This window comes from Roseovarius lutimaris (assembly GCF_900115165.1).
GTDB classification, from domain to species: Bacteria; Pseudomonadota; Alphaproteobacteria; order Rhodobacterales; family Rhodobacteraceae; genus Roseovarius; species Roseovarius lutimaris.
This window is the reverse complement of sequence record NZ_FOVP01000001.1, coordinates 153183-170970: the sequence shown is the minus strand read 5'-3', so window position 1 is coordinate 170970 and position 17788 is coordinate 153183. Positions and strand designations below refer to the sequence as shown.

General features: G+C 61.4%; 15 protein-coding genes. 8 read left to right on the top strand and 7 right to left on the bottom strand.

Going from position 1 to position 17788, the window contains the following annotated elements:
* Nucleotides 1-6 precede the first annotated feature (6 nt).
* On the top strand, nucleotides 7-543 hold the full coding sequence (locus tag BMZ91_RS00785) for an isochorismatase family protein (RefSeq protein WP_092833304.1): 537 nt from the start codon (nucleotides 7-9) through the stop codon (nucleotides 541-543).
* A gap of 42 nt (nucleotides 544-585) precedes the next feature.
* On the opposite strand, the gene BMZ91_RS00780 is transcribed toward BMZ91_RS00785, so the two are convergent.
* From BMZ91_RS00780 to BMZ91_RS00755, 6 genes are all read right to left on the bottom strand, one after another.
* Nucleotides 586-831 (bottom strand): MoaD/ThiS family protein, encoded by a 246-nt coding sequence (locus BMZ91_RS00780; protein WP_092833302.1) that lies wholly within the window; start codon nucleotides 829-831, stop codon nucleotides 586-588.
* 3 nt (nucleotides 832-834) lie between these two features.
* On the bottom strand, nucleotides 835-3084 hold the full coding sequence (locus BMZ91_RS00775) for a xanthine dehydrogenase family protein molybdopterin-binding subunit (RefSeq protein ID WP_092833300.1): 2250 nt from the start codon (nucleotides 3082-3084) through the stop codon (nucleotides 835-837).
* Complete coding sequence (locus BMZ91_RS00770) at nucleotides 3084-3563, bottom strand: (2Fe-2S)-binding protein (RefSeq protein ID WP_092833298.1); 480 nt, start codon at nucleotides 3561-3563, stop codon at nucleotides 3084-3086. The genes BMZ91_RS00775 and BMZ91_RS00770 overlap by 1 nt, the downstream gene beginning before the upstream one ends.
* On the bottom strand, nucleotides 3560-4423 hold the full coding sequence (locus tag BMZ91_RS00765; protein ID WP_092833296.1) for an FAD binding domain-containing protein: 864 nt from the start codon (nucleotides 4421-4423) through the stop codon (nucleotides 3560-3562). The genes BMZ91_RS00770 and BMZ91_RS00765 overlap by 4 nt, the downstream gene beginning before the upstream one ends.
* 586 nt (nucleotides 4424-5009) lie before the next feature.
* Nucleotides 5010-5726, bottom strand: a complete 717-nt coding sequence (locus BMZ91_RS00760; RefSeq protein WP_092833294.1) for an RlmE family RNA methyltransferase — start codon at nucleotides 5724-5726, stop codon at nucleotides 5010-5012.
* A complete protein-coding gene (locus BMZ91_RS00755; RefSeq protein ID WP_092833292.1) occupies nucleotides 5726-6838 on the bottom strand; it encodes a Ppx/GppA phosphatase family protein in 1113 nt (370 codons plus the stop codon). Before BMZ91_RS00755 ends, BMZ91_RS00760 begins: the two co-directional genes overlap by 1 nt.
* Before the next feature lie 248 nt (nucleotides 6839-7086).
* Between BMZ91_RS00755 and BMZ91_RS00750 the strand changes: the two genes are divergently transcribed.
* The 3 genes from BMZ91_RS00750 to BMZ91_RS00740 are packed head-to-tail and all read left to right on the top strand — an operon-like array spanning nucleotide 7087 to nucleotide 9414.
* The gene (locus BMZ91_RS00750; RefSeq protein WP_092833290.1) at nucleotides 7087-7383 is read left to right on the top strand and encodes a virulence factor; all 297 of its coding nucleotides are present in this window, start codon (nucleotides 7087-7089) and stop codon (nucleotides 7381-7383) included.
* Between the two features lie 29 nt (nucleotides 7384-7412).
* The gene (locus BMZ91_RS00745) at nucleotides 7413-8339 is read left to right on the top strand and encodes a methylenetetrahydrofolate reductase (protein WP_092833619.1); all 927 of its coding nucleotides are present in this window, start codon (nucleotides 7413-7415) and stop codon (nucleotides 8337-8339) included.
* 10 nt (nucleotides 8340-8349) lie between these two features.
* Entirely contained in the window at nucleotides 8350-9414 is a 1065-nt protein-coding gene (locus BMZ91_RS00740; protein ID WP_092833288.1) for a methyltetrahydrofolate cobalamin methyltransferase, read from the top strand.
* Between the two features lie 90 nt (nucleotides 9415-9504).
* Here the strand turns inward: BMZ91_RS00740 and BMZ91_RS00735 are convergent, their stop codons facing one another.
* Nucleotides 9505-10110 (bottom strand): response regulator transcription factor, encoded by a 606-nt coding sequence (locus BMZ91_RS00735; RefSeq protein WP_092833286.1) that lies wholly within the window; start codon nucleotides 10108-10110, stop codon nucleotides 9505-9507.
* A gap of 195 nt (nucleotides 10111-10305) precedes the next feature.
* Here BMZ91_RS00735 and BMZ91_RS00730 point away from each other — a divergent pair, with 195 nt between their 5' ends.
* The 4 genes from BMZ91_RS00730 (at nucleotide 10306) to BMZ91_RS00715 (ending at nucleotide 17760) form a co-directional block, all read left to right on the top strand.
* Nucleotides 10306-10815, top strand: a complete 510-nt coding sequence (locus tag BMZ91_RS00730; RefSeq protein WP_092833284.1) for a putative pterin-binding protein — start codon at nucleotides 10306-10308, stop codon at nucleotides 10813-10815.
* A 52-nt stretch (nucleotides 10816-10867) separates the two neighbouring features.
* Nucleotides 10868-13417 (top strand): hybrid sensor histidine kinase/response regulator, encoded by a 2550-nt coding sequence (locus BMZ91_RS00725; protein ID WP_177193752.1) that lies wholly within the window; start codon nucleotides 10868-10870, stop codon nucleotides 13415-13417.
* Nucleotides 13418-13528: 111 nt separating this feature from the next.
* A complete protein-coding gene (locus tag BMZ91_RS00720) occupies nucleotides 13529-14662 on the top strand; it encodes an efflux RND transporter periplasmic adaptor subunit (RefSeq protein ID WP_245736181.1) in 1134 nt (377 codons plus the stop codon).
* Entirely contained in the window at nucleotides 14659-17760 is a 3102-nt protein-coding gene (locus tag BMZ91_RS00715) for an efflux RND transporter permease subunit (RefSeq protein WP_092833278.1), read from the top strand. Before BMZ91_RS00720 ends, BMZ91_RS00715 begins: the two co-directional genes overlap by 4 nt.
* The last annotated feature ends 28 nt before the right edge of the window (nucleotides 17761-17788 follow it).

The window sequence follows — 17788 nt, the reverse complement described above, 5'->3', positions numbered from 1 at the left end:
AAGCCGATGCTGACCCTTGACGCGGCACGCTCGCACCTTCTGGTGATCGACTTTCAGGCGCGCCTCATGCCCGCCATTCACGACGGTGCCCGGGTGGTGCAAAACGCGCATCGGCTCTTGTCGGCGGCGCGGCGGCTCAAACTGCCGATAAGCTATACCGAGCAGAACCCCGAGGGCCTTGGCCCCACCCTGTCCGCGCTTGCGCCCGAGCCGGGCGAAACCGTGTTGCACAAGATGACATTTGACGCCTGTCGCACGCCCGAGGCGGCCGCGCATCTTGCGGGGGATGCCGATTTTGTCGTGATCGGGTGCGAGGCGCATGTCTGCCTGCTTCAGACCGTTCTTGGCCTTTTGTCGGCGGGGCGAAAGGTTTACGTCGTGGCCGACGCCATCGGGTCCCGTATGGTTGAAAGCCGGACCACCGCACTGAGGCGTATGGAGCGTCACGGGGCCGAAATCGTGACCACCGAGATGGTCGTGTTCGAATGGCTCGCCAGTGCCGAACACCCTGACTTCAAAGCGCTCCTAAAGCTCATTAAATAGATATATTACAAGGGATTAAGACGCGCTCTCAAGGCGTGCCATTCATCCACCCTTGAGGCGGCGCAGCAAGACCACCTCGCTCTCCTCCGAAATTGGCGTGAACCAGCTGTCGTTGTAAACGCGCCCGTCAATTGCCACCGAAATCCCGCGCTCAAGCTGCGGGCGCAGGCCGGGATACTCCCCGGCCAGCCCATCGAGCAATTCGCGCAGGGTGGTCGCCTTGATCTCTACCTCGGTTTGCCCTTCGGTAAATTCGGCCAGAGACCCCCAGACGCGCACCTTGACCATGCCTTAGCCGCCCTTTTGCCCCTGAATGGCGGCAAGAACGCGCGGCGGTGACATCGGCAGATCGGTCATCCGCACGCCTGCCGCCTCTGAGACCGCATTGGCAATCGCGGCGAGCGGCGGCACGATCGGTGTCTCGCCCACCCCGCGCACACCATACGGGTGCCCCGGGTTGGCGATCTCAAGGATCACCGTGTCGATCATCGGCAGGTCAGAGGCGACCGGAATACGGTAGTCAAGGAAGCCGGCATTTTGCAAAATGCCATCCTCGCCATAGATATATTCCTCGTTCAGCGCCCAGCCGATGCCCTGCACCGCGCCGCCCTGAAACTGGCCTTCGACATAGGCCGGATGCACCGCCTTGCCGGCATCCTGAAACACCGTATAACGCAGGATCTTGGTGGCGCCGGTGTCGGGATCAACCTCGACATCGACCATATGGGTGCCAAAGCTCACGCCCGCACCTTCGGCATTGACCTCGTAATGCCCGGCAATTGGCCCGCCGGTATTGCTGGCGATGGCGGCGATTTCCTTGAGGGTCATCGGATCATGCTTGCCCGCATTCGGCCCCGCCGGGCGCGCGGCGCCGTCGACCCATTCGACCGCCTCTTCGTCGATGCCCCAGATCATCGCGGCCCGTTTGCACATCTCGCGCTTGGCGTTACGTGCCGCCTCGATCGTGGCAAGCCCAACGGCAAAGGTCACCCGAGAGCCGTCAGTCACCTCGTTCTGACCAAGCGCGCCGGTATCGGCAATGATCGTGCGGACCCTGTCGTAGGGAATGCCAAGCTCTTCTGCGGCCATCATCGTCATCGAGGCGCGAGAGCCGCCGATATCAGGGTTGCCCTCGGACACCGTTACCGTGCCATCGGGTGTAACATTGAGGGTCACACAGGTATCGCCGCCAAAGTTGAACCAAAAGCCACAGGCAACGCCGCGCCCCTGATTTTCGCCCAAGGGGGCTGTCCAATGCGGATGGGCCTTGGCCGCCTCAAGCGTCGCCTCAAGGCCAATCGCCGGAAAGGTCGGCCCGTAAGAGGCAACAGTGCCCTCGCGCGCAGCGTTCTTCAGGCGCACCTCTAGCGGATCAAGGTCAAAGCCCTTGGCAAGTTCGTCAATCGCGCTTTCGACGGCAAAGGCGGCCATCGGCGCGCCCGGCGCACGGTACGCGGCGGCCTTGGGTCGGTTGGTCACCACGTCAAAGCCGACGGTTTTTACATTCTCAAGGTCATAGGGCGCAAAGGCCGACATTGAGCCCATATCGACCGGCGAGCCGGGATAGGCGCCACCCTGATAGCGCAATTGCGCGAAACCGGCGGTGATGCGGCCATCCTTGGTCATGCCAATCTTGACATCAATCGAGGTTGACGAGGTCGGCCCGGTGGCGCGCAGCACCTCTGAGCGGCTCATCACCATCTTGACCGGACGCCCGGCGAGTTTCGACAGCATCAAAGCGACGGGTTCAAGGAACACGACCGTCTTGCCGCCAAAGCCCCCGCCGATTTCGCTTGCGGTGACGCGAAGCTGGCCCTGTTCCATGCCAAGAATGGCGGCGCAGGTGTTGCGCACCATGTAATGGCCCTGAGTACAGCACCACAGATCGGCCTGCCCGTCCGGGCCCATGGTGGCAAGGCAGGCATGCGGCTCGATATAGCCCTGATGGGTGGCGCCGGTGCGATAGGTGCGTTCGACCACGCGGTCGGCCTCGGCCAGCCCCTTGTCGATGTCGCCATGGCCAAACTCGACCCGCGACATGACGTTTTGCGAATACCCCTCGGGCACGGTTTCTTCCTGACGACCGGCGTGCAGAACCGGCGCGTCGGGTTTCATGGCCGCATCGACATCGGTGACATGCGGCAAGACCTCGTAGTCTACGTCGATAAGGCGCAGCGCCTTGCGCGCCACGGCGGCACTGGAGGCGGCAACGGCGGCCACCGCATGCCCGTCATAAAGCGCCTTGTCGCCGGCCATGCAATTGTCGATCACATCGGCCACGTCCTCGGGCACCGCGCCGAAATCGGCGCGCGTCACCACCGCCTTGACACCGGGCAGCGCCCGCGCCTTCGAGGTGTCGATCTTGACGATCCGCGCATGGGCATGCGGGCTGCGCAACACGCGCCCCGTCAGCATGCCGGGCGCCACGATATCGGCACCAAAGCGGGCGCGACCGGTGACCTTGTCAATGCCATCGGGGCGCGGCGGGCGCGTGCCGACAACCTTGAAGGTCCGGGGTTTGTCTGAGTGGTCCAATGCCATCACGAAGCCCTCCGCAAATCCGCCGCCGTGTCCATCACGGCGCGGATGATCTTGTCATATCCGGTACAGCGGCAGAGGTTTCCCGCCAGCCAATAGCGCACCTCTTCCTCGCTCGGGTCGGGGTTCTTTTCCAACAGCGATTTGGCGGCCACAAGAATGCCGGGCGTGCAGATGCCGCATTGCAGCGCCGCCATCTCGATGAATTTCTCTTGCAGCGGATGCAGGCGATCGCCCGTCGCCATGCCTTCAATGGTGGTGACCTCACGGCCTTCGGCCTCGGCCCCCAGCATCAGGCAGGAACAGACAAGACGGCCATCGACCGTGACCGAACAGGCGCCGCAATCGCCGGTGCCGCAGCCCTCTTTCGAGCCGGTCATGCCAAGCCGGTCGCGCAGCACATCCAGAAGCGTGTCTTCGGCCTCGCACAGAAATTCGGTGGCATCGCCGTTGATTGAGGTTGTTACGTGGATTTGGCTCATGCCGTTTCTCCTTTTGCGCGGGTCGCGGCAATTTCGGCCGCGCGGCGGGCCAGAACGCCCGCGACGTGGCGGCGAAAATCAACCGTGCCGCGTTTGTCTTCAATCGGGCTGGCCGCCGCCGAACAGGCGGCCGCCAGATCCTCCAGCGCGCTGTCGTCAAGCGCGCGGCCAAGAATGGCCTCTGCGGCGGCCTCGACCAGCATCACCTTGGGGCCAACCGCGCCAAGCGACACGCGCGCGGATGTGACCTTGCCCGCGCTGTCCAGCACAAGCGAAACACCACAGCCGACCACGGCGATATCCATCTCGGTGCGCGGAATAAAGCGCAGATAGGCATCGCCGCCCTGTTTCGGTTTGGCAGGCAAAAACACCGAAGCGATGAATTCACCCGGCGCCAGCGTGGTCTTGCCGGGGCTTTCCGGCACGTCGATCACCGCGATATCACGAGTGCCTTGCGGGCCGACGATCCGCACCGTGGCATTCGCCGCGACCATCGCGGGCACGCTATCGGCGGCCGGCGAGGCATTGCAGAGATTGCCCGCCAAAGTCGCGCGGCCCTGCACCTGGGTCGAGCCGATCAGGCCAGCGGCCTCGACCACGCCCGGCCAATCGGCGACAAGACCGGCATGTTCGCCCATCTCGGCCCCCGAGACTGCCGCGCCAATGCGCCAGCCGCCGTCTTCGGGCGTGATCTCTTTCATACCTGCAATCCGCTTGATATCGACCACAAGGTCGGGCTCAAGCATCTCGGAGCGCAGTTTCACCAGCAAATCGGTGCCCCCGGCCAGAACAAACGCCCCCTCTGCCCCGGCCAATAGATCAACCGCGGCCTCAACGCTTTGTGGCGCCTCATATCGCATCTTCGATGTCCTTTCCCTGCTTGCGGCCCTTGGCGCGATTGCACCAGACTCAGGGTCGCCTTGGCGTGACTATCTCGCAACTTGCGCCGGGGTGCAAACGCACTCTGCGACACCTCGCTGATTGTCTGCGTCAGCGCGGATTTCGGGGCGATTGATCGCAAAATCGGGCCATCGCCATGCCATCGCGCCCCCGACGAACCAAATTCGCCTTAATCTCATGGCAATCAAATGCCGCTACGTTAGAGCATGTTGCTCAAAAGTGGGAACCGGTTTTGAGCTTCTCGAACATGCGAAATCAAAAAGTTAGAGCGTGTCGCGTGAATTCGAATGAACGCGACACGCTCTAGTGCAGAAGAGGTACGAGGTGTATCATGTCTTATCAGACAGGCAGGCCCAAGGTAGGGCGCAAATCAGTGCGTCATGCGCTATTGTTTGAACTGATCCGTCAGCGGAACATGGCGAAATTCATCAGCGACCGGGTTGAAAATCGGCCACCCGCCGCCCCCACACACCTTGATCATCTCGCGCGCAGCGCAGGGCGCTCGCTCGGCATGCCGCCAGAAACCCGCCCGCCGGTTTTATGACACTAGCCACGAAACCCGGTGGCCACGACGAATTTCTCCGAACTATCGGCACGTGACGCAGGCGGCTTGACGTTGGCAACCTTTTCAAACCGCTGTTTCAAGAGCTTCTGCAATTCGCCCTCGGCGCCCCCGGCCAGAACCTTTGACACAAACGTACCGCCGATCTCAAGCACATCGAAGGCAAGGTAAGCCGCCGCCTCGCAGAGCGCGATGATGCGCAGATGGTCGGTCTGTTTGTGACCCGAACTTGATGCGGCCATATCCGACATCACCACATCGGCCTTGCCGCCAAGCCACTCCTTGACCTGAATATCCGCGTCATCGGCCATGAAATCAAGCTGATGGATTTCACAACCCGGAATCGGCTCGACCTCTTGCAAATCAACGCCAAGGATGCGCCCGACCGCCCTGCCCTGCTTTTCGCCAAGCGCATTGACCCGTGGCACCGCCACCTGGCACCAGCCGCCCGGCGCACAGCCAAGATCGACAATCCGCGCGCCCGGCACCAGAAAGCGGAACTTGTCATCCACCTCCATGATCTTGAAGGCGGCGCGTCCGCGATAGCCCTCGACCTGCGCGCGCTTGACGTAGGGGTCGTTCAACTGCCGCTGAAGCCAGCGTGTCGACGAGGGTTTGCGCCCGCGCGCGGTTTTTACCTGCACCGTCAGATCACGCTGTCCGCGCCCCGAGGTGTTCTTGCCGTCCGGTGTCTTGGCCATCAGTCTGTTCCGTCCTTGAAAACCCCGTCCGCCGCCATCTGGGCGTAGAGCATGCCTTCGCGCAAGCCGCGATCGGCCACCGACAGACGGTCGGTTGGCCAGCACCGCAAAAGCGCCTGTAAAATCGCCGCGCCCGACATGATCAGCGCCTGCCGGTCAAGCCCGATGCGCGGGTCGGCCCGCCGCCCCGCCGGGCCAAGCACCAGATAGTTGCGGATCACGCGGTCGATCTCGTCACTGGTCATGGTCAGCCCGTCAACCTTGTTGCGATCATACCGCTTGAGGCCAAGATGGCTTGCCGCCACGGTGGTCACGGTGCCACTGGTGCCGATGATCTGAAACCCCTCGCGCTTTTGCTCGTCCTTATAGGGCGCGAATTCGGCCAGATTTTCCTCGAAAAACCAGCTCATCAGCGCAAAGCGCGCCGAGTCGTCCTCGACATCGCGGAACTGATCGCGCAGCGTCGCCACCCCAAGTGGCACGCTGATCCAATCCACCACCCGCGCGGCGGCAAAGCGGGTGTCACAGGCGTTGAAGCCAAGATGCATCCGCATGATCGCGCGGCGCCGCTCGGGGCGGGGCACGCCGGTCAGGTCAATCCAGACCAGCTCTGTTGAACCGCCGCCGATATCCACCACCAAAAGCTGATCCGTACTGGGGCTGACCAGCGGGGCACAGGACACGACCGCAAGCTGGGCCTCTTCCTGGGGTGCGATGATATCGAGGCAAAGCCCGGTCTCGCGCTCGACCCGCGTCATGAAATCGGCGCCGTTGCTAGCGCGCCGACAGGCCTCGGTTGCGACAAGCCGCATCTGCGTCACGCGATGGCGCTTGAGCTTTTGGCGACAGATCCGCAACGCCTGAATGGTGCGATAGATCGCAGAGCGTGACAAACGGCCAGAGCTTTCAAGCCCGGCGCCAAGCTGGACCGATTTTGAAAAGCTGTCCACGACTTTGAACTGATTGCCCCGTGGTTGGGCAATCAGCATGCGACAACTGTTTGTTCCAAGATCAAGTGCCGCATAAAGCGGCATCTGATCCGGCAGGCTCAGTGCGGGGCTCTCAACCGGTTTCGGGACCGCGCCCGCACTTTCGGGACGCTTGGGCGCCATAACGACACGCCCTCCATTTCAAGTTGGTATCAAGGTAGTGTCTTACGGGGGTCCGCGCAAGCTTTGCGAGGGGGCGCAGCGCGGTCTCGATAACGATAATGAATATTTTTCGCAATTCTTGCCGTGGTCAGCCCCACGACGCCCGGTTAATGTCGCCACGTCGCAGGACGCATCCGTTCTGTCGAAATCAAACCCTGCGTGCGGGTCCGGCTGCATTAGGAAAAGACCATGAGGAAAAGGAATCAGCCATGGTTGACGTCACCATCGTCTACTGGCGGGACATCCCCGCACAGGTCATTGCCGGAAAAGGCCGACGCGGCGCCAAGGTGCAGTTGCCCGAACGGTTTGAACAGGCCATTGACCGCGCCGCAATGAAGACCGGCGCGGCGGGCACGGATGACTATCTTGCCGCTTGGCGCAAGGCCGATCCCTATCCCGTGGACGGAGAACAGGACGAGGTCGCCAAATCAGAGGCGGCCCGGCTTGATGCAGAGTATGATCAGGAGCGTATCAAGACCCTGATCGCCAATAATGGCTGGGCGTAATGCGCCCCGGATCGCTATGGGAGGCCGCAATGGCTTTGTTGAATTTCAAGAAACGTGAAAAATTCGCCGCTCCGGTCAATGGCCAGCTTGAGGCGTTCCTTCAGGGCTATTCGATCGAGGTGATGCCGCGCACCGCCGAGAAGGTCGAAAACTTCCGCGATCTGCTGCCGGACGGCACCCGCGTCTATATCGCCCATATCGAAGGCACCCCGATCGAAGAAATGGTCGCAACCGCCAAACGTCTTGCCAAGGATGGCTATCCGGTGATGCCGCACTTTCCGGCGCGGATCATCAAGGACAAGGCCACGCTTGCCGACTGGATCGCGCGTTATCAAGGCGAAGCCGGTGTCGATCAGGCCCTCGTGCTTGCCGGCGGTGTCGCAGAGCCGCACGGCGAGTTTCATTCCTCGATGCAACTTCTGGAAACCGGCGAGTTTGACCGCGCGGGCTTCAAGCGCCTGCATGTCGCGGGCCACCCCGAAGGCAACAAGGATATCGACCCCAAGGGCGGCATGAAAAACGTCGAGGACGCCCTGCGCTGGAAACAGAAATTCAACGAGACCACAGATGCCGACATGGCGCTGGCAACCCAGTTTGCCTTTGACGCCAAGCCGATCATCAAATGGGCCGATGATCTTGCTGCCGCCGGGATCACCCTGCCGATCCATATCGGGATTGCCGGGCCTGCCAAGCTCCAGACGCTGATCAAATTCGCGATTGCCTGTGGGGTTGGCCCCTCTCTCAAGGTGCTGCAAAAGCGGGCGATGGATGTTACCAAGCTTTTGTTGCCCTACGAGCCGAATGACGTATTGAACCAGCTGGCCGCTCATAAGGCCGCGAACCCCGATTTCAACATCGAAAAGGTCCACTTCTTCCCGCTTGGCGGGATCAAGACCAACGCCACCTGGGCCATCGAAAACGGCGGTGACGCCGGCAAACCTGCAAACGCATCCTGAAGGACCAAATATGACCCGCACCATCGTCGAGAGCAAAACCAAAACCGCCGTTATCGGCTTTGACGAGCCGTTCTGCGTGATCGGTGAGCGCATCAACCCGACCGGGCGCAAGAAACTCGCCGCCGAACTGGAAGCCGGGGATTTCTCGACCGTCGAGGCCGACGCGATTGCCCAGGCCGCGGCCGGCGCCACGGTTCTGGATATCAATGCGGGTGTGGTGTACAACTCGAACCCCAACCCGAATGAGACCGAGCCCCCCTTGATGACCAAGATCATCGAGCTGGTTCAAGGGCTTGTCGATCTGCCGCTCTGCATCGACAGCTCTGTTCCCGCCGCGCTTGAGGCCGGTCTCAAGGCCTGCGAGGGCCGCCCGCTTCTGAATTCTGTTACCGGTGAAGAGGATCGGCTTGAATACGTTCTGCCGCTGGTCAAGAAATACAACGTCCCGGTCGTGGCGATTTCAAATGACGATACCGGCATCTCCGAGGACCCGGATGTGCGCTTTGAGGTTGCCAAGAAGATCGTTCAGCGTGCCGCCGATTTCGGCATTCCCGCGCATGACATCGTGGTTGACCCGCTGGTCATGCCCGTGGGCGCCATGGGCACCGCCGGTCTTCAGGTCTTTACCCTTGTGCGGCGCCTGCGCGACGAGCTTGGGGTGAACACCACCTGCGGGGCCTCCAACATCAGTTTTGGCCTACCCAACCGTCATGGCATCAACAACGCCTTCCTGCCGATGGCGATGGCCGCGGGCATGACCAGCGCGATCATGAACCCAATTGCCCTGCCGGTGAAACAGGCCGAAATCGAGGCCAAGAAGGCCGAGGTTGCCGCCTCTGGCCTGGTGCTGCCCGCTGATATGGATGACGAAACCTTCTGTCAGCTGTTCGGTCTCGGCTCGACCAAGCCGCGCGCGGGCAAGGAAATGGAGGCGATCATGGCCGCCAACTTCCTGACCAACAACGACCCGCATGGCGGCAACTGGATCAGGTTCAACAAGGCGCCGCCAAAGCCCGGCGAAGTCGCCCGCACCGGTGGGCGCGCAGGCAGCCGCAGCCGCAGCCGCCGCGCCTGAGTTTTCCAGAAATACGACAAAGGCCCCGTTGAATGCGGGGCCTTTTCCATTTTATTTTGCAGATTTACATGGCCATCTTAATGCATCACATTAAGCCAATCCCATATCCCGCGCCAGCATCGCCGCATGGGTGCGGTTTTTGGCATTCAGTTTACGAGACATCGTCTTGAGGTGAAGCTTGACCGTCACTTCCTGAATATCGAGATCGCGGGCAATTTCCTTATTGGATTTACCCTCTGAAATGCCGACCAGAACATCGGTCTCGCGCGGTGTCAGGTTGACCGGATTGATTATGCTGTCCTCAAGGCTCAGAAACTCCATCGGCTTGTAGATCTCGCCCAATAGCATATAGCGCACTGCAGAAACCAGCGCTTGCGGATCAAGCGTTTTGGGCAGAAACCCCGCCGCGCCCGACCGCAGGGTACGCCGCGCCACATCCGGCGGCGCCGTTCCCGATAGAATCGCCACCGGACAGCGCGCGCGCGCTTTCATCCGCGCGAGGCCCGACAGAGCATCCATTCCGGGCATCATGAAGTCAAGCAGCACAAGATCGAATGGGCCCTGCGCGTCACAGATATCAAGAGCGGTGTCCAAGGAATTCGCGACATAAACGTCGAATTTCCCCTGACCGCGCAGAAATTCTGCAATGGTCTCACGGACCAGATCATGATCATCGGCCAGCAACAGTTTTTTCATTTATTCAACCTTTGAACGCGTCGATGCTCTTAACTTACCGAAGACAGGAAAAGCGATAATCGCTCATAATGTTTTTGCCGTTAACCCCAGAAATACTTTCATGAGTATATAAATCCCCTACCCAGGTGCATAGGGGCATGGATTTGAAATCGCTGACCTCCATTATGGGATCTGGTTTCGCAAAAAGGGGCTGACATGAAAAAACGTGTATTCCTATCCGGCCTGGGCGTGGTGTGTCTTGCAAGCGTCGCCGCGCAAGGCATTGGCTTTGCATCGGAAAATCCACCCGTGATCCTGACCGTCTCTGTGCCTCACGATCAGGATGGCCGCGCCAGGGTCATCCCCCTGAGCGAACAGGATTTACGCGCACTTCCTGCGATTTCCTATAAAACCACCACAATCTGGACAAGCGGCACACAGCAGTTCACCGGCGTGCCGGTTCTGGCCCTGCTTGAGCATTTTGATATTGAGGCAGAAGAACTCGAAATGAAGGCGGTGAATGATTACGCCATCACGCTCTCGGTTGAGGATCTGACCAGGGACACCCCGATTATCGCCTATGAGCGCAACGGAAAGCCGATGAAGCTGCGCGACAACGGGCCTTTGTGGGTGATCTACAATTATGATGCCAACGCCGATTATCGAACCGAGACAATCTATTCACGCAGCATCTGGCAACTCGACCGGATGACCGCGATCCGGTAACACTATTCCTGCCCCCCCCGAAAGGGCCCGATACCCGGAGCGGATGATCGCAATGCCTGCCGAAAACGTCCTGAGCTTTGTTTCAAGCCGCCGCGTACAACTCACCGCGCTAAGCGCGGTTGCCGCGCTGTGCCTGATTGCGGCCTCGGTTCTGATCAATGCGGTCTTTGAAAAACTCGATCGATACAGCACCGCAAGTCAGGACGGCGTTTATTGGACGATGTCCCAGATCGAAGTGGATCAACTCAAGCTGATTTCCGAGCTTGACCGCATGGCGATAGCCGAAGACCCCGATTTTGATAGGCTGCGTCAACGCTTTGATTTGTTTTACAGCCGGGTGATGACCCTTAAGAATGCTGCGGTTTATCGCAGTATTCTGGTCGAAACAAATGTCGAGGCGGACGTTCAGGCGCTGTTCGGGCTGTTGGATCAGATGGTGGTGATCATCGACGGCGATGACCGGGGCGTGCTTGAGGCGCGCGGTCACATCCTGTCGCTTGTGACCAGCATGACCACACCGATCCGCGACATCGCGATTGCCGGAATCACCGCCGGTGCGGCGCGCGCCGATGGCGAACGAAACGCCCTCACCCATCAGATCATCACCCTGACCGTACTGGCGATTTTGATGGTCAGCGCGCTTTTCCTTGCGCTTTTGCTTGTGTGGCGCCTGTATGAGGATTCGCGCAGACAGGCCGAAGAAAGCCGTGCCACCACCAACCGCCTGACGACCATCCTGAACACGTCACAAGACGGCATTCTGGTGGTCGACCCCTCGGGCGAGGTGCAGGATACCAACGGCGCGGCCGATCGTATGTTTGCCCTGCCTCGCACCGACAAATCCGCTGTTCCCATCAGTAATTTTCTGTTTCGCACAGACCCGGACGGCAGCATGACACCGCTTACCGGCAAGATGCTGATGGCGGAATGCGACCGCGGCTCGAAACGGTTTGACGATCTTGTCGTGCGAAGCCTGGACGGGCGTGAATTTCCGGCGGAAATCTCTGCCGATATTGCCCGGCGCGGTGAAATGTCGGTTTGCATCTGCTTTGTGCGCGATCTGTCCGAGCGGCTTGCCGCTGAGGCCGAAATCGTCTCGGCCCGCGACCGCGCCCTGTCCGGGGAGCGGGCCAAGGCGCGCTTTCTTGGCATGATCAGCCATGAAATGCGCACCCCCCTGCACGGTATCCTGGGCGCGCTTGATCTCATGGATGACACAGGGCTCAGCAGCGAGCAGAAACGCTATGCCAGGGTCATGAAATCCTCCGGGCAGATGTTGCTGACGCAGATATCCGATGCCCTTGACATGACCCAGGCCGAGGCGGGCAAGATGGCCCTGCGCATCGCCGCCTTCGATCTTGATGACCTGCTGCGCGAGCTGGTCGAGAACCAACAGGCTCTGGCGCAGGCGCAAAACAACCGGCTTGAGCTTTTGATCGCGACGGGTGGCATTGGCCGTGTCGAGGGCGATCGTGGCCGGATTTATCAGGTGCTGCTCAATCTGGTGTCGAACGCGATCAAGTTTACCGAAAACGGCCGGATCACGATTGAGGCGGCCCGCACCGGGACGTCGCCCAACGGCGTCTCAATCGTCGAATTTCAGGTCAGCGATACCGGTATCGGCATCAGCGAAGACAACCTGCCCGGCATTTTCGATGATTTTGTGCGTGTCGGCTCTGTCGACAGCACCCAGCCCGAAGGCACCGGCCTTGGGCTTGGGATCGCGCGCCATCTGGTCACCCTGATGGGCGGTGATATAGGCGCCGAAAGTGAGCCGGGCGAAGGCAGCCTGTTCTGGGCCTGTATCCCGCTGCCCGCGCAACAGAGCGCCCCCCCTGCGGCCCCGAGGCCCGATGCCCCCCTCGCCGCTGTCGCGCCGCTTGATGTGCTGGTGGTCGAGGACAACGCCAACAACCGCTTGGTGATCGAGACGATGCTGAAGAATGATGGCCACCGCGTCACGCTGGCCTGTGATGGTCTTGATGGCGTGGCGCTTGCGGATCAAAAGGCCTATGACCTGATCCTGATGGACATCAACATGCCGCGCATGGACGGTATTGAGGCCACGCGCCGCATCCGCGCGGGAAATGGCGCCTCTTGCACCACCCGGATCATGGCCCTGACCGCCCATTCCAGTGCCGAAAAGGCGGTGGAGTTGCGCGCGGCCGGTATGGACGGTGTGGAAACCAAACCCCTGCGCCGGGCGACCCTGCGCGACCTTCTGGCCGATATTTCGTCACCGGCGCAGCCGGATGACAGGGTGATTTGCGTCGACAACAGCCTGCTGTCCCAGCTTGGCAACACCCTGCCCCCGGCCAGCATCATCGGCCTGCTTGATCGGTTCAAGGCCGAGGGCACACAGATCCTTGACCAACTCGACAGCCTGCACAGCCTGCCCCCCGAAGAAGTCGCCAACCGTCTGCATGGCCTTGCGGGTTCTGCCGCCACCACCGGCGCCATCGCCTTGCAGGCGTTGCTGGAACAGGCTGAAACGGCGCTTCGGCAGGGCGAGCGTGACATGGCCACGCAGCTTTTGAAGGATTTGCCAAAGCTGTGGGCCGACACCATGGCCCATCTTGCGGCGCGCCACCGGGCGGCCTGAGCGACGCCGACCGCCCCTTCACAAAGAGTTGCCTTTCGCCAGACTTACTATAGCTTCTTGATCACTTATACTGCGTCAACCACATCCCTGTTCGCAAAGGGCTGTGATTTGGTGAATGGGGTCGCGGAATACATGTCGGTCTGGAAACAACTCTTGCTGCTTTGCCTGCTTGCGGGCACCGCCTATGGCGGGTTTGAAGGCTATAAGATCTACCTCGCCCCCGATGCCGTGGCCGAGGGCCCATCAAACGGTGCGCGCCCGGTGACGGTCGAACTTGCCGTGGCCGAAACCCGGCTTTTGCAGCAGACCATCGAGGCGGTTGGCACCACCCGCGCGCTGCAATCCATCGAGATTGTCCCCGAGGTCGATGGCCGCCTGGTCGAGCTTGCGATCGAGCCGGGCGCAAAGGTGCAACAGGGCGATATTCTGGCGCGGCTTGACGATACCATTCAACGCGCCGATCTGGTCGAGGCCGAGGCGATCCTGACCGAGCGGCGCCAGAGCGTCGAGCGCATCCGCCAGCTGCGCCTGACCAATGCCGTCTCGCAGGCCAGCCAGGAAGAGGCGACCGCCCGCCTGGCCGAGGCCACCGCCGAGGTTGAACGCACCCGCCGCCGCCTCGAAGACCGGCTGATCAAGGCGCCCTTTGCCGGTGTTGTCGGTCTGACCAATTACGACGTCGGCGCGCGGGTATCCGAAGGCCAGGTTTTGACCCGGCTGGATGATCTGAGTGAAATCGAGGTTGAATTCTCGCTGCCGGAAACCGTCTTTGCACAGGTCTCGCGCGGGCAAACCCTAAGCGCGGTCAGCGCCGCCTTTCCGGGCCGCGAATTTACCGGCACGATTGCCGCGGTCGACAACCGGATTGATCCGGTCAGCCGCGCCTTTCGCACCCGTGCCCTTATCCCCAACCCCGACAGCACCCTGCCTGCGGGCATGTTCCTGTCGCTCAAGCTGATCCTGTCACAGGCCGAGGCGCTTGTCGTGCCCGAAGAGGCGATCATCTTTCAGGCCGCCGAAACCTATGTTTTCGTCAATGAGAATGGCAAGGCCGCGCGCCGCGTGGTGGAAACCGGGCAGCGGCTCGATGGTGTGATCGCCGTGACCTCGGGCTTGGCCATTGGCGAGGCGGTGATCATTCGCGGGCTGCAACGGGTCCGCCCCGGCAGCGACCTCAAGATCAAGGGCGAGGATAAAGGCGCAACCGCCAAATCCGACGCCGGAACGCCGGAAGAAGCGACATGACCCTCTCGGATATTTCAGTCCGCCGCCCGGTTCTGGCCGCCGTGGTCAGCCTGTTGATCGTGATCTTCGGGTTCGCCGCGCTACGCTCGGTGCCGGTGCGTGAATTGCCCGATGTGGACAATGCGGTGGTCACCGTTACAACCACCTATGTCGGCGCCGCGCCCGAGGTGATTGATACCGACCTGACCGAGACCATTGAGGGCGCGATTGCCTCAATCTCGGGCATCCGCTCGATCAGCTCCGAGAGCCGTCAGGGCCGCTCGCGGGTTACCATCGAGTTTGACAGCGGCACCGATATCGACGTCGCCGCCAATGATGTGCGCGACGCGGTTGGCCGCGTGCGCGGCGACCTTCCCGAAGAGGCGGACGAGCCGCAGGTCGTCAAAAGCGATGCCGATGCCGACCCGGTGATGCGCCTTGCCATCACCTCGGACCGGATGACCACCGCCGAGATCACAGATTACATCGACCGTTTCGTGGTCGATCGCATTGCCACGCTCGACGGGGTGGCCAATGTCGATATCTATGGCGCGCGCCCCTTCGCGGTGCGCATCTGGATAGACCGGCGCGCCCTTGCGGCCCGCAATCTTGCGGTGTCGGATATCGAGGCGGCGCTCAGGCGCAACAACATCGAGCTTCCCGCCGGCGAGGTCGAATCCTATAATCGCCAGCTTTCTGTGCGCCTCAACAGCCGCATGAGCAGCATCGAGGATTTCCGCGAGATCGTGCTTGACCGGGTCGCGGGCTACCCGGTGCGCCTTGGCGATGTGGCGCGTATCGCGCCCGGTGTTGCCGATGACAGCACCATCGTGCGCACCAATGGCAAGGATGCCGTCGGTGTCGCCGTTCTGCGCCAGAGCCAATCGAACACGCTGGCGATTTCCAAGGCCGTGCGCGCCGAGATCAAATTGCTCAACACCAGCCTGCCCGAGGGCATGCAGATCATCGTCGGCTCTGATGACGCGCTTTTTGTAGGGGCCTCGATCCGCGAGGTGGTGATTGCGCTGTTCATTTCGCTGGCATTGGTGATCACAGTCATCCTGTTGTTTTTGCGCAGCATTCGCGCCACGCTTATCCCGGCGATCACGATTCCGGTTTCGTTGATCGGGTGTTTCATGCTGATCGGCCTCTGGGGATTTTCGCTCAATACGCTGACGCTTCTGGCCTTGCTTCTGGCGATCGGGCTTGTGGTGGATGACGCCATCGTGGTGCTGGAAAACATCCAGCGCCGGATCGAGCTTGGGGAATCCCCGCTTGTGGCAAGCCTCAAGGGCGCGCGACAGGTGACCTTCGCGGTGATTGCCACCTCTCTCACGCTGGTCGCGGTGTTTGTGCCCTTGTCGTTCATGCCCGGACAGGTCGGGCGGCTTTTTGTCGAATTCGGCTGGGTCATGGCGGGGACGGTTGGCATTTCGACCTTTGTGGCGCTGACCGCCTGCCCTGCCCTTGCCGCCAAGATCCTGAGCGCCCGCAAGGTTCGCAAGGCCTCTGCGGCTGACACGCCTATTCGCCCCTCGGCCGTACTTCGGCTTTATCGCGGGCTGTTGGTGCGGGCCATCGGCATGCCGCTGGTGGTGTTGGTGGTGACCTTTGTGCTGACCGCAGGCGCGGCGCTGTTTTATGACGGGTTGCCGCGTGAACTGGCCCCGCGCGAGGATCGCGGCGTTGGTTTCGTGCCGCTTACCGCGCCTCAGGGCAGCACCGTGGCCCATTCCGACATTGCCGCCCGGCAGGTCGAGGAAATTCTTGAACCGATGCGCCAATCGGGTGAGATCGAAACCGTCTTTACCTTCACCGGCTGGGGCGGGCGCGCCTGGCGGTCTTTCGTGGTCTATCGCCTTGCCCCCTGGGAAGAGCGCGACCGCCCGATTTCGGAGCTTGTGGATGAGATATCTCCACAGATGGGCAATGTCACGGTTGCGCGCGGTTTTCCTGTCACGCCGGCCGGGCTTGGGCTGCGCGGCAACTCTACCCCGGTACGGGTGGTGATTGGCGGGCCGGATTTCGACAGCGTCAAGGAGTGGGCGATAGAGCTTTTGGCCCGCGCCGAGAGCGTTGCGGGGCTGGTCAACCCCGAGATCAATTTCGAGCAGAACCTGCCACAGCTGGACGTCAGCATTGACCGCGTGCGCGCCGATGACCTTGGCATTTCCGCCGATGTGATCGCGGCCACCTTGCAGACCATGCTTGCCTCGCGCGAGGTGACCACTTTCGTCAGCCGGGGCCGCGAATACCCCGTTCTGGTACAGGCCGAAGAGGCCGACCGGCGCACGCCCTCGGATATATCGAATATCTTCCTGCGCGCGGGCGACGGTGAAACCCTTGTGCCGCTTGGCGCGCTTGTGACGGTCAATGAAAACGCCGCCGCCCCCTCGCTGCGCCGGTTTGACCGCCTGCCTTCGATTCAGCTTTCGGGCGCATTGGCACCGGGCGCCGATCTTGGCGGGGTGCTTGGCCAGCTTGAAACCATCGCCGCCGAGATCCTGCCGCCCGAGGCCAAACTTGGCTATGACGGTCAATCGCGCACCTACAAGGATACCTCCGGCGGGGTTGGCGTGGTGTTTCTCCTGGCGCTGTTGATCGTTTATCTTGTTCTGGCCGCGCAATTCGAAAGCTTCCTTCACCCGCTGGTGATCATGCTGACCGTGCCTGTCGGGGTTGCGGGGGCTATTTATGCCATGGCCCTGGGGGGGCTCTCGCTCAACGTCTATAGCCAGATCGGCATCATCCTGTTGATCGGGCTGATCTCGAAGAACGGCATTCTGATCGTCGAGTTCGCCAACCAGCTGCGCGACGAGGGCTACACCGTGCGCGACGCCGTGATCGAGGCCTCTGTGCTGCGGTTACGCCCGATCGTGATGACGGCAATTTCAACGGTTCTGGGGGCGTTGCCGCTTGTGCTGGCCAGCGGGGCGGGCGCCGAAAGCCGGATCGCGGTGGGCACGGTGATCGTGGCCGGCCTCAGCATGGCGACCGTGCTGATGCTGTTTGTCACGCCGGTGCTTTATGACCTTCTGGCGCGCTTTACCAAACCGCGCGGCGCCGTCGAAAAAGCGCTTGAGGCCGAGCTTATTGGCAGTTCTCAACCGGCTGAGTGACTTTCCGCTCATTCGCTCTAGGTCGTTA